This is a genomic window from Neobacillus sp. YX16 (assembly GCF_030123505.1).
GTDB lineage: Bacteria > Bacillota > Bacilli > Bacillales > Cytobacillaceae > Neobacillus.
Genome location: NZ_CP126115.1, coordinates 3,611,180 through 3,623,761 on the forward strand (window position 1 = coordinate 3,611,180; position 12,582 = coordinate 3,623,761).

Genomic DNA, 12,582 nt, shown 5'->3' on the forward strand with positions numbered 1-12,582 from the left:
CCCTTTTAAATGGCTGATCCTGCTTTTCCATCTGTTATTTTTTGCGAAACAAAAAGTACTATAATAATCAGAATGATTTGCAGCACACCGTATGCGCAAGCTGTTCCGAATTGGAAGGCATACATTTTTTGGAATATCGCAACAGATAACGGCATAGTAGAGGTACTATAAATTAAGATGGAGGCAACAAATTCCCCTATCCCTTGAACCAAGGCCAGCAAGGTTCCTGCTAAAATACCCGAGAAAGCCATCGGAACAACCACTCTTCTAAACGTATACCACCAGTTTGCACCTAAGCTTCGTGCCGCTTCCTCTATAGATTCATCCATTTGCATCAATGCTGCTGAGGTCGAACGGAAAATAAGTGGTAAATGCCGGACAAAATACGCTAATGGTAAAATCCAAAAAGTACCAATTAAGACTTGATTAAAGCTGAATACACTAGGTTCACTAAATGCAGCAATTAAGTTAACCGCTACAACGGTACCAGGAAGTGCCCATGGAACCATAATTAAAATATCCAGTAAGGCTTTTCCTTTAAACCTCGTACGTACCATGGCATAGGCAGCCGCCACACCGAACAAAATATTTCCGGCTGTTGCCACAAAACTCATCTGTAAACTGTTCCATATTGGACGCCAGGTTCGCTCATCCGTAAACAAATCAATATAGTGCTGCAATGTATAAGCAGTTGGAATCACTTGAACCGTCCATTCTCCGTCTACGGAAAAAGAAATCAGGACAAGAACAAGAATTGGAAGCATTAATATAATGACTCCTATAAATGAAAGAAACATAGACATGTATTTTGCAAATTGGGAACGTAATTCGGTGCGATGAACACTGATTCCCTTACTTTGATTTTGATAGTTTCGACGTCCTTGGTACCATCTCATCATAATTAAAAAGGAAATCGAAACAATCGAAAGAATAGTAGATTGTGTTGCTGCCATATCAAGACTTCCATTTGTACGAGATAAGTAGATTTGCATCGTCATCGTTCGCTCAACACCAAACATCAACGGTGCTGTGTATGACGCCATTGAAATCATAAACACAAGTAAGGAAGATGCGATTAACGCCGGAGTTAACATAGGCAGGATAACCTTTAACCAAATGCGAATTCTTCCTGACCCAAGGCTTGTTGCTGCTTCTTCCAAGGAAGGATCGAGACCTTTAATCGCTGCTGCTGCAGTTAGATAAAAGTACGTGTACATGGTGAACGTATGAACAACGATTACACCCATAACACCTTTTAATGAGAACGGTACTTTTTCGAGATCAAATAATACCTGAAATGCCCTTGGGATAATACCGCTTTCTCCATAGAGAAAGGTAAAAGATAACACACCTACAAGCGGAGGCAATGCCATCGGTACCAGAATTAGGACGGACAGCAGTTTTCTTCCTGGAAACTCGTATCGTTCCATTAAAAAAGCCATGGTGACACCAACAATAGCACAGGTAATCACACTGATGACCGAAATATATACACTTGTCCAAAGCGCTTCAAGGTTGGCAGTACTGGTTAAACCAAAAAAGCGTTGGTAATTTTCGAGAGTGCCTCCTTCTTCACCGACTACACTTTGAAGAAAGGTTTGGTAAAATGGATAAATAACATACGCTAAAAGAACTAAAAACAGTGGTGAAATTAAAACATAGACAAAATATTTTGAACGTGTCAGCCGAGACCACCAGTTATCGTGCACGGCCGTACTTTGATTTGCACTCATTTTTTCACATCCTATTCGCCAATTAAGTAGATCCCTTTTTCAGGTACGTGAAGGGTAATAGAATCACCGCGCTTAAGGATTTCATTTCCTTTATTGATAATCATGACCTTCATGATGTTAGAGCCTACTTTAACAACATAATTGATACTTACCCCGGTAAATTCCACAAATTGAACTGTGCCTGTCACCTGATTAGGACCGGTTCCCTCATACACCGTTTCAGGACGAATCGAAACTTTAATAGATTCTCCTACCTTTAGCTTTTTTCCATTTGCAGATTGTGTCATACTTCCTTGAACGAAGATGTCGTCATCCAATTTCACCTTGACGGCATCAGCTTTGACTTCAACGACTTCAGCTTCAAGGATATTTGATTCTCCAATAAAGGAAGCAACAAAATGATTTGTAGGTAGGTTATAAATTTCTTGCGGTGTGCCAATTTGTTGTACGACTCCTTCCTTCATAACCATAATTCGATCGGACATCGTCATGGCTTCTGTCTGATCGTGGGTAACATATATAGTCGTCACACCTAGTTCAACTTGAAGTCTTTTAATCTCTAATCTCGTTTCCTCACGCAATTTCGCATCTAAGTTGGACAGCGGTTCATCAAGAAGAAGAATATCTGGTTCAATGACTAACGCTCGAGCTAAGGCAACACGCTGTTGTTGACCACCTGAAAGCTCATTAATTTTACGAGTCCCATATTTTTCTAGATGAACAAGCTTTTGAGCACGTTCGACTTTTTCTTTTATAACCGCTTTTGACATTTTACGAACTTCAAGACCGAATGCAATATTTTCAAAGACAGTCATATGAGGAAAAAGGGCATAGTTTTGAAAGACCATTCCAATATTCCGTTTATTAGGCTGCAGGGTAGTGACATCCTTGTTATCAAAAAGAATCTTCCCTTTTGACGGAAAATAGAATCCCGCAATCATCCGTAATGTCGTTGTTTTTCCACATCCTGATGGACCTAAAAAGGTAAAAAACTCTCCCGGTTTCACATCGATATCAACGTTTTCTACTCCAATGGCGGTTCCAAACATTTTACTAACGTGGTTAAGCCTTACACTTTTCAACACAAACACCTCGCTGTTCTTAAAAATGAGCCAAAAAGAAAAGCCTTTATTAGGGCTTATTCTTTTACAAGGTAAGAAAGTATTTTCATACCTTCCTACCTTGTAAAAGAGGGTGAAAAAACTCCTTCACCCCTTTTATGGTAATCTATTAATTTTTCCCTTTAATATTTTCATCCCACTGCTGCATCCACTCAGCTTCTTTTTCAGCCATTACTTCCCAGTCAAGATCTAATGCCTTCAATTCAAGCTCTTGGTACCAATCCGGCATAGAGGATTTGTCGATGTCTGTACGAGTAGGAATTTGGTATAAATCTTCAGCTAATGTTGTACGAGTTTCTGGATCAAACAAGAATTCATAGAATAATTTTGCGTTTTCTAGGTTTTTCGCATCTTTGACAAGACCAACAGCATCAACTAAAATTGGTGCTCCACTTTCTGGATACACGAAATCAAATGGTTGGTTGTGCTGATTTTTTTGGATTAGAATATCTTGTAGATTCCAAAGAGAAATAGAACCTTCTTGACGAGCAAGCTTTAAGTATAGGTTTGTTGGATCTTGTGCATATTCTTTTGTATTGGCATCAAGCTTTTTAAGCCACTCATAGCCCGCTTCAGGGTTATCTGCACCTTGTTCATGAATCATAGCAGAGTAGATGGTCCTCATTGTTCCTGATGCTAATACACCACGAATGATGATTTGGTCTTTCCATTTAGAATCAAGTAAATCATCCCAATCCTGTGGAGCTTCGTCTTTCTTAAGCATGTCAGAGTTGTACATGATTACTTCTGGCAGCAGCATTTCTCCATACCAAAGGCCTTTTGAATCCTTATGTTCTGGTAAAATACTTGCATCAAAGCTTGGTTTGAAGGGTTCTAACAAATCTTCATTTGCTGCTGTCATAAATGCAGATTGTGTTCCACCCCACCAAAAGTCAGCTTGAGGATTGGCCTTTTCTCCACGAACACGTTCAAGAACTTGCTGTGCTCCCATGGTTAATACATCTACCTGAACATCAGGGTATTTTTCGTTGAACATATCAACAACTTTGTCGACAATCGTTTGGTCACGGGCAGTATAAATAACAAGGTTACCACTAGGTTCAACTGTTTCTTCTTTTTTTCCATCATCATTTTCTTTCGCTGGTTTTTCCCCACCAGAGGAACTGCTCGAACAGGCTGACACGAAAAGCATCAGTACAGCTATCAAGAACACCAATAAATTTTTCTTCTTAAACATACTACTCCCCCTCTAAATGAAATTTATTTATTCTTAAAGTAGGCAAATATTACCCACTAAGAACCAAAGTAAAAACATCCACTAAAAAAGTTACCAATTTAAACCTCATTTAAGATGCTATCGTATTCCCGCAGGAACAATGAAACAGCTCCTAAAACTCCTGCATTTTCCCCTAATTGTGAACGATATATTTCTACCGAACTAGGCAGGTATTGATGAACAATTTTTTGTAATCTTGGAAGAATGAAATCAGCTGATTTCATCACTCCTCCATCAAGAATAATAACTTCTGGATTTAATAGAGAAGCAGCATTGACGATTCCATAGGCTAAATGTTCAATGGCGTTTTCCACAACAGAAAGAGCGGTTACATCTCCTGCTATCGCAAATAAGAAAGCCTGCTCACCCGTCAACTCCGTTTCTGTCGCTTCTTTACATAAAGGATGACTCTTGTTTTGCTGGACAAGCTGTGTGAATTTTCTTCCAATCGCTTTTCCACCTGCAACACTTTCGAGGTAACCATATCGATGAAAGATAGGTTTGAACTCATTTTTCATATCATTTTTATCTGTAACCATATATCCTAGCTCTCCAGACGCATAAGAGGATCCTCGATATAGCTGATTATGAATAATAATTCCACTGCCGATCCCTGTTCCCACAGAAATAAACAGTACATTCTCTTTATTTTTAGCCCTGCCTAACCATTGTTCGCCAAGAACGGCTATATTGACATCATTATCAACATATACAGGGAAGGAAAAGAATCGTTCAGCTTCTATTAAAAACGGATAACGAACCCATTTTAAGCTTGGAGCTTCAATAACAACCCCCGTTTTCGTTTCAGTGATACCTGGTACTCCTACTCCCATGCCGAGAATCAAACCTTTATCCAACTGATTCCTTAGAATCATCTCTTGTACTTCTTTTTGAATTTGTTTAAATAACCCATTTTCTAAATGTTTCCTAGTATGAAAGCTGCTTGCACAAATAATCGTTCCCCCAAGATCAGAAATGACGGTTTTTACTTTGGTGCCACCGATATCCACCCCGATAACATAGGCTGCCTTTTCATTAAAATAAAGATGAATAGGTCTCCTGCCACCCTGTGAAGAGGATTCTCCGATACCTTTTTCATGAACCCAATTCTCTCTAACTAATTCATCGACCAGTAAGGAAACGGTTGGCTTACTAAAAAGGACCTTTTCCGCGATTTCTGCTCTAGAAATAGGTTGATGATTTTTTATACATTGCAGTACAATTTTTTTATTATTCATCCGTATTTCTGCATTAGATAGTTTCTTATTCATCATCATCACGGCCTTAATTCTATTTGTTAGTTAGTAAGTTTAACTAATTTAACTTCACTATACCTTAATTTGGAAACGTTCACAATACACAATTTAAAAAATTTAGATAATTAAGATTAATTAGGTAAAAATGGTGTAAAACCCATATTCTTAAACCTGCATGAATACTGGTACCTATTACTTTATCACTCCTCCCATGGACCTATTTCCAAATATTAGATGGTTATTTGGTAATATTTACAATATTCAGAAAGGTAATATAATCATAGTTGTAAATGCTTTTGTCTCATTAGTTAGTAATCCTAACTAACTAACTAAAATACATAAAGGAAAGGAGAAATGGATAGATTAATTCAGTTAAAAATGAAAGGGGTTTCCTAAAAATTGAGAAAACTTTTCTGTTTATTAATGTCCATTCTATTACTTGCTTCCCTACTACCTCCAATTAGTCTTGCACAAGAACAAAGTGAAGCTGATGTTGAGCTTTGGAATGTTGTTAAACCTCTAGATACTACCGTTACTTTCTTAAACACAGGAGCACATCCCGACGATGAACGCAGTGATTTACTTGCCTATTTATCACGTGGATTAGGAGTTAAAACAGCTAGTTTAATTGCTAACCGTGGTGAAGGTGGTCAAAATGCCATTGGGAATGAATTAGGAAATGCCCTTGGAATTATTCGCTCCAATGAAATGATTGAAGCAGCCAAGGTAAATGGTGTTAAAGCCTATCATTTAAGTGAAACAACATCCGATGCGATCTATGATTTTGGTTTTTCAAAGTCACCAGATGAAACCCTTGAAAAGTGGGGAGAAGAAGTTACGTACGAACGTCTCATCAAATTTATTAGAACGTATCAGCCAGATATTGTGATGCCTTCTTTCGAAAATGTTGACAGCCAACATGGACACCATCGATTGATGGCTGTATTATCAGAAAAAGCATTTAAAGATGCTGCTGATCCGAACGTATTCCCTGAACAATTGGAAAATGGATTAGAGCCTTGGCAAATCAAAAAGTTTTATTTACCGGCTAATGCTGGAACTGCCACAACATCAATTGAAATTGGTGACTTTGATCCTATCTACGGAATGAGTTACCCACAGCTTGGTGAAGCATCTAGGTATCTGCACAAGAGCCAAGGTATGGGAAATGATATTCCCGTTGCTCCAAGACTATCCCATCAAAAATTAATTAAATCAGCCGTTCAAACAGATTCAAATGATTTATTTGCTGGAATTCCTTATGACTTCCATGCATGGGCAGATATCATTCCTGCTGCGAACATAAGCGAGCAGTTGGATACATTACAAAACCAATTAGAAGGTATTATTAAGCTGTATCCAGACCGTGAAGCGATTTTACCTGAATCCCAAAAGGCTTTAGGGGCTGTACAAAAATTAATTGCTAGTACAAACTCAGCGAAATTGGATGCTAGTGTTAAAAACGACTTGCTCCACAAGCTCGAACTAAAAGCAGAACAGCTGCAACAGGTAAGTTTCGTTTCTTCCAGCCTTGCTGTTGATATGGAAATCAGTTCTTATGTATTGACTCAAGGTGAAAAAACTCAAGTGGCTGTTAAGGTTACAAATGAAGGAAAGGAAAAAATCCAACATATTGAAGCAGCTTTACTTACTCCTAATAATTGGAAACATGAAGGTGTAAATCAAGTAAAGCACCTAAAGCCAGGTGAATCCAAAACTGTTACCTTTAATGTCACGGTTCCTTCTGATGCAGAATATTACCAACCTTATGGAGATGCTGTCATCGAGGCACAACTAACATTTAAGGAAAACGGTGTAAAAACAACTTCTGTCATCGACTTAGACAATACAGTGAGTGTACTCCCTGAATTAGGAGTTACACCGGACCCAGTGAATATCACAGTTAACACTGCGGATGTTCAAGATGAAATTCCGGTCACTGTTCGAGTGAAAAACTATGCGAATAGCTCTAAAAACGCTGCGGTTTCTTTAAATCTTCCTGAAGGCTGGACGAGTGAACCAGCAGCGGCAAATGTGAACTTTACTAAAAGATTTGAAGAAAAAGAAGTGTCGTTCACGCTAGTTCCTCCTTCTACAGTTGATGATGGTAATTTCACCATCGCAGCGATTGCAGAAGCAGATGGTAAGACATTTGATACTACCGTACAAGAAATTAAATATGATCACATTAATGACTCTTACTTTATGTATTCATCTAACATAAATGGTGTGGCATTTGAGTTATTAAAGCCAGACAATCTGAAGGTTGGGTATATTGACAGCGGCTTTGATACGATTGCGGATTCATTACAAAATGCTGGATTTGATATTACGAAGATAACACCTGAAGATTTAGCAGCTGGTAATCTTTCACAATATGATACAATTGTCGCTGGTATCAGGTCGACACTTGGAAGGCCAGACGTATTGCAGAATAATACACGTTTAATTGAATATGTGGAAAACGGTGGACATTTAGTCATGCAGTATGTTACTTCTGGGGATCCATGGAATAGAGGTGCATTCACACCACCATATCCATTAGAAATAGGATCACCTTCCATTCGTGTCCGTGTAACAGACGAAAACGCTAAGGTTACAGTCACTCAACCGGAACATGAACTATTTAACCAACCAAATAAGATTAACGATACTGACTGGGATGGATGGGTACAAGAACGAGCTCTGTACTTCCCAACTGCCTGGGATGCTAACTATCAAACATTTGTCTCCATGGCAGACCCTGGCGAGGAACCTTTCAACAGTGGAATCCTAATGGCGGAATACGGTGAAGGAACCTTCTTATACACTAACCTCGTATTCTACCGTCAAATTAATGCCCAGGTTCCAGGTGGATATCGAATTTTCACGAATTTAATCAGCTACGGTTCAAATAACTAGGAGCATTTAACTAGAGGTCTTTCCTAAAACTAAATTAGAGCAATAAGTATTTGGTGGACCTCTCACCTTCAAAAAACCTTTAAATAAAGAAAATGACGTGTGCAGTTTCACGTCATTTTCTTTATTTATTAATTTTTATTTCCTTTTAAGTTGCTCTTGAGTTTCTCCACGCTTTCTTTTTTCTTCATACAATGTAAATTCCAGAATTCTATATTTCTCATATTCTACCTTTTTTTCAACCTTAAGAAATACTTCTTCTATTTGTTGTCTTGGAACAATCGTGACACTGTCTGCATCGCCTACTACCAAATCTCCTGGGTTAACGGTGAGGTCTCCACAGGTTATCGTTATATTTATTTCTCCGCCGCCAAGTTTCAATGGACCATTCGGAACAAATCCCTTTGCAAAAACAGGAAAGCCTAATGTGCCTAGCTCTTCCTTATCCCTGACAGCCCCATCAATCACAATTTCTTTCAAACCAACGGCTTTAGCTGCTCTTGTTAATAGTTCTCCCAAATAAGCGTGTGAGGTTTCACCTTTTCCGTCTATGACGAGTACATACCCTTCCTTTGCGGAGTAAATAGCATCGTGTAAAGAAACGTTATCACTAGGCTTAAGGGATAATGTGGTAGCAGTCCCGACTACTTTCATACCAGCCCTGCAACAGGATTGATTCGATAATCCATACCACCCTTACAGCCCATCGCATCACTTAGTAATGATGTATTAAGTTTCTCCGCACGAGAAATAATGTTATCTATCAGCACTGGAGGGAGATTATTCATTTCCACTATTTATACCTCCTATATAAACTTATTCTACTATTATGCCAGCCTCTATTGTAACAGACAAAAATTGTCCACCTTTTCCATAATTAATTGGTTAAAGGTGGACAATTTATTGCTAAGTAGTAGAGAAATAAAATAATAACTTTATTTCATTTTTTCAAGGGGGATAGGAAACATCTTCAACAAAAATAGAATCCAAATAACCGATAATCCCCAAGCTAATAGTGGTTTTTTTATGATGTATGATCAGCATTGGAAACATAACGATATTAAATACCACTGACCATGTCATACTCCAGCCGTTATGATGCCTTATTAAGTATAAATAATGAAGATTTATGTATTCCAGTATGGAATATAGAAATACCCAAAATGAAACCCACATTCCTTGTCTCCATCTACTATTTGGAAAACGCCCTAAGAAAAGCAATATCGTTGATGGGTACCCAATAAAAATAACGATTACGTTAATAATGGTATGATTTCGGAGTATATTTTCCAGAAACATTGTTTCTTTATACGTCCACAACCAAAAATTATAGAATAAAAAATTCTTTAATAGGTCACCGACCATAAAAAATAAGATGGTTGGATAATACTCACGCCATTTTTTCCAATTACCCCATTTTATTGCTGCAAATAAGAAAAGTGCGACATATATTAAGAGCATTTTTTCCACTCCAGGTTTTTATCTATAATTTCCCCCATTTTTGAAGTTCATACTTTTCTATATACAATTAATTATTTAGCGTTTCTGACAAAAGATCGATTGCCAACCTTCTTGTTCGTTCTCTTCAAAATAAAGAACCTTCCAATCTCCAAATTCTGCTAACAACTCATTTGACTTTAGTTTATATTGCTCGGAGACCCCTTGTTCCTCTATGTACGGTGATTGATAGTAGGTTTCCATAAAGAAATAACCCCCATCTTTTAAAACGTTCTTTACAATGGGAAACAGTGAGCGATCTAGGTAATAGGACATAACAATAAAGTCAAAGGGGTTATTCGGCCAATTTAATGCATCCAAATTTGTTAAATCTGTTACTCGAGGTTGCACACTGAGATTATCTTTGGCTGCCTGTTCTTGGACATAGTTGATTGCAACATCTGAAATATCAATTGCCTCGACTTGATTGTTCATTCCCGCAAGGAACAAACTGTTTCCACCAAGACCACAAGCTATATCCAAGGCCGTACCGCCTTCCTTAAAATAAGAGGCTAGCTTCTTTAATCTTGGGTTTGGTTGAGGTTCCTTTAGCTGAGTTAATCGATCCATATGTTTCAGATTCCATTTGTCTTTCGTGTTCATGCGAAAACCTCCTAAAAGTTTAATCCTGGGGCAACTCTTTTCCTATTTTACTAGATTTTATCATTATACTACTAGATTCTCCGCAAAATTCAAACTATTTTAATTTTAATAAATTAAAAGAGAGCCTTAAGAATAGACTCTCTTTTAACAACAATACACTACCATAAAAAATCTATGATATTAGATTGTATTAGATTCGTATCGATGTTACAGGTTTCTCCATCAATTCCATATTGCCAAATCGAGACTGGTACATTTTCAGGTGCGCCTGGCTGGAATTCTGGGGCTTTGGCCTGGGGAGTTACGCCAGGATCCGGGTTACTACTCCAGATGATCGTTTGGGATTGAACATTCTGATTGGATGCAATAGCTGCCTGATAGGCAGTGGTAAGTTCACTATCGTTGGTAAAAACCCCATAGATACCAGGCTCATAAGGCGAGCCAAGTAAGGTGTCGACCCAGCCTTGGATAAACGCTTCATCAACTGGGTAAGTCGGTTCAATATCTGCGAAAATCGCTTTCCCCTCCGGGATTCCTATCTGTTGTGCATAGGCTATCCCCGCTTGAGCTTCTTGAGCGCCATTTTCATAAGTTGTTGCATTTGTAAAGTGGTTGTAAATGGGGATAATTTTAATTCCCTGCTTATGAAGAAGCTCCACTTCTTCTGGTGTCAAACCAGTCGATACCCCTTCTTTGGTCTCCAAATATCTTCCAAAGACAGCAGGCTTCCCATAGTTATCCACAACACATTGTAAAAAAGCTTGATCTAGCTTACTAGCGGTATCGACTCCCCATAATATTTGAGGCGGCTCCTGTGGTGGCGGTGCAGGTTGAGGTTCTGGTTCTTGCTGTGGTTGAGGTTCAGGTTCTGGTTCTTGCTGTGGTTGTGGCTGTGGTTGTTTATCTGGCGCATCTCCTTCTTTACTGGTCTCTGTAACAGTTTTTGGTTCTTTCATGGGTTCTGTAGTTGTTGGCATGATATCTTGATGAAAAGAAACAAGGAGTATTGGGAGAACCAGTATAACACTTATCAAAATAACCCAAATCAATTTACCTGTTTTCATTTTTCTCCTCCATACTTCTGACTTCATAGTCAATTTATTCTGTCAGTCGTATAGAAGCGTGAGGATTTGTACCCCCTCCTTTTGAACGAAAAACACCTAACCTTGAGTGCTAAATGAGTTTTGTACCTCTGAATAGAAATAGTTTGATAATTCTTTTATTTTAATGAATAACTATTCATTTTGTGTTAAAATTTTTCAAAGGGAAGGTTATGGGGAGGTTTCATTTTATGTTGCTTAAGAAGAATTTCAGCCAGCAGATGATAAATGGGGTTCAAGCTGGAAACGGTACGGTTGCATTTCAAGGGGTAAAATTAAATGTTCATAGCTTCGCCGCAGACGGTGTTCTCATTGATACGGGTGCAGCTTCATTAGAAAAGGAGTTCCAACCATTTTTCAAACAACTAGATATTGACCAAGTGGTTATCACACATTTTCATGAAGATCATACAGGTTGTGCGGCTTATTTACAAAAAGAATTGCAGCTGCCAATTTATATGAATGATATGAAACTGGATTATTGTAAACAGAAGCCAGATTATCCATTGTATCGAAAGGTTTTCTGGGGGAAGCGCCATCCTTTTCATGCAAAGGCAATTGGAAAAACTTTTTCATCCCGCAATGCCATATGGGACGTAATTGATACACCTGGTCATGCGATTGATCATTTGGCTTTTTTAAATCGGGAAACTGGCCAGCTATTCACTGGGGATTTGTATTGCCAGGAAAAGACAAAGGTTATTTTACGTGAAGAAAGCATTCCAACCATTATTGACTCCTTACAGAGAGTATTAACTTATGATTTTGGGGAGGTATTTTGCTGCCATGCAGGCTTTTTAAAGGATGGGCGTGCTGCTTTACAGAGAAAGCTAGATTACTTGTTGGAACTCCAAGGAAAAATTATAATGCTCCACAAAGATGGATTGTCACCTAATCAAATTAGCAAAACCCTTTTTCCAAAAAAATATCCCATCACCTTTCTTTCTAGAGGCGAATGGGAATCTATGCATATAATAAACTCGATTATTCAAGAACAAAAGTTTATTGAGCATTGAAAATACAAGCCGAAATCCATATGTGGTTTCGGCTGAAACAATCGTATGTAAAAAATTCGATTGTCTGCTTACTCTACATTTTATTTCGATTGTAAAAAGAAGTAGCCCATTAGGATTCATA

11 protein-coding genes are annotated in these 12,582 nt (G+C 38.2%); 2 read left to right on the forward strand and 9 right to left on the reverse strand.

The window, feature by feature from the left end; genetic code table 11:
• Positions 1-5: 5 nt before the first annotated feature.
• From QNH48_RS17540 to QNH48_RS17555, 4 genes are all read right to left on the reverse strand, one after another.
• Positions 6-1,733, reverse strand: a complete 1,728-nt coding sequence (locus QNH48_RS17540; RefSeq protein WP_283951333.1) for an ABC transporter permease — start codon at positions 1,731-1,733, stop codon at positions 6-8.
• A gap of 11 nt (positions 1,734-1,744) precedes the next feature.
• Entirely contained in the window at positions 1,745-2,815 is a 1,071-nt protein-coding gene (locus tag QNH48_RS17545; RefSeq protein WP_283955808.1) for an ABC transporter ATP-binding protein, read from the reverse strand.
• A 148-nt stretch (positions 2,816-2,963) separates the two neighbouring features.
• Positions 2,964-4,052: an extracellular solute-binding protein gene (locus QNH48_RS17550; RefSeq protein WP_283951334.1), complete on the reverse strand. Its 1,089-nt coding sequence runs from the start codon at positions 4,050-4,052 to the stop codon at positions 2,964-2,966.
• Between the two features lie 98 nt (positions 4,053-4,150).
• Entirely contained in the window at positions 4,151-5,329 is a 1,179-nt protein-coding gene (locus QNH48_RS17555) for an ROK family transcriptional regulator (RefSeq protein ID WP_283951335.1), read from the reverse strand.
• 417 nt (positions 5,330-5,746) lie between these two features.
• Here QNH48_RS17555 and QNH48_RS17560 point away from each other — a divergent pair, with 417 nt between their 5' ends.
• A complete protein-coding gene (locus QNH48_RS17560; protein WP_283951336.1) occupies positions 5,747-8,248 on the forward strand; it encodes an NEW3 domain-containing protein in 2,502 nt (833 codons plus the stop codon).
• 135 nt (positions 8,249-8,383) lie between these two features.
• On the opposite strand, the gene QNH48_RS17565 is transcribed toward QNH48_RS17560, so the two are convergent.
• The 5 genes from QNH48_RS17565 to QNH48_RS17585 form a co-directional block, all read right to left on the reverse strand.
• On the reverse strand, positions 8,384-8,899 hold the full coding sequence (locus QNH48_RS17565; protein ID WP_283951337.1) for an RraA family protein: 516 nt from the start codon (positions 8,897-8,899) through the stop codon (positions 8,384-8,386).
• Positions 8,896-9,039, reverse strand: coding sequence for a hypothetical protein (locus tag QNH48_RS17570; protein WP_283951338.1), 144 nt, complete (start codon positions 9,037-9,039; stop codon positions 8,896-8,898). Before QNH48_RS17570 ends, QNH48_RS17565 begins: the two co-directional genes overlap by 4 nt.
• Positions 9,040-9,193: 154 nt before the next feature.
• On the reverse strand, positions 9,194-9,706 hold the full coding sequence (locus QNH48_RS17575) for a CBO0543 family protein (protein WP_283951339.1): 513 nt from the start codon (positions 9,704-9,706) through the stop codon (positions 9,194-9,196).
• Positions 9,707-9,781: 75 nt separating this feature from the next.
• A complete protein-coding gene (locus QNH48_RS17580) occupies positions 9,782-10,345 on the reverse strand; it encodes a class I SAM-dependent methyltransferase (protein ID WP_283951340.1) in 564 nt (187 codons plus the stop codon).
• 158 nt (positions 10,346-10,503) lie between these two features.
• Positions 10,504-11,409 (reverse strand): glycoside hydrolase domain-containing protein, encoded by a 906-nt coding sequence (locus tag QNH48_RS17585; RefSeq protein WP_283951341.1) that lies wholly within the window; start codon positions 11,407-11,409, stop codon positions 10,504-10,506.
• Between the two features lie 227 nt (positions 11,410-11,636).
• Here QNH48_RS17585 and QNH48_RS17590 point away from each other — a divergent pair, with 227 nt between their 5' ends.
• The gene (locus QNH48_RS17590; protein WP_283951342.1) at positions 11,637-12,461 is read left to right on the forward strand and encodes an MBL fold metallo-hydrolase; all 825 of its coding nucleotides are present in this window, start codon (positions 11,637-11,639) and stop codon (positions 12,459-12,461) included.
• Positions 12,462-12,582 lie beyond the last annotated feature (121 nt).

Coding starts and splice junctions, on each gene's coding strand:
- QNH48_RS17585 (WP_283951341.1), bottom strand. CDS start 11,409: ATGAAAACAGGTAAATTGATTTGGGTTATTTTGATAAGTGTTATACTG.
- QNH48_RS17565 (WP_283951337.1), bottom strand. CDS start 8,899: ATGAAAGTAGTCGGGACTGCTACCACATTATCCCTTAAGCCTAGTGAT.
- QNH48_RS17555 (WP_283951335.1), bottom strand. CDS start 5,329: ATGAATAATAAAAAAATTGTACTGCAATGTATAAAAAATCATCAACCT.
- QNH48_RS17580 (WP_283951340.1), bottom strand. CDS start 10,345: ATGAACACGAAAGACAAATGGAATCTGAAACATATGGATCGATTAACT.
- QNH48_RS17550 (WP_283951334.1), bottom strand. CDS start 4,052: ATGTTTAAGAAGAAAAATTTATTGGTGTTCTTGATAGCTGTACTGATG.
- QNH48_RS17540 (WP_283951333.1), bottom strand. CDS start 1,733: ATGAGTGCAAATCAAAGTACGGCCGTGCACGATAACTGGTGGTCTCGG.
- QNH48_RS17575 (WP_283951339.1), bottom strand. CDS start 9,706: ATGCTCTTAATATATGTCGCACTTTTCTTATTTGCAGCAATAAAATGG.
- QNH48_RS17590 (WP_283951342.1), top strand. CDS start 11,637: ATGTTGCTTAAGAAGAATTTCAGCCAGCAGATGATAAATGGGGTTCAA.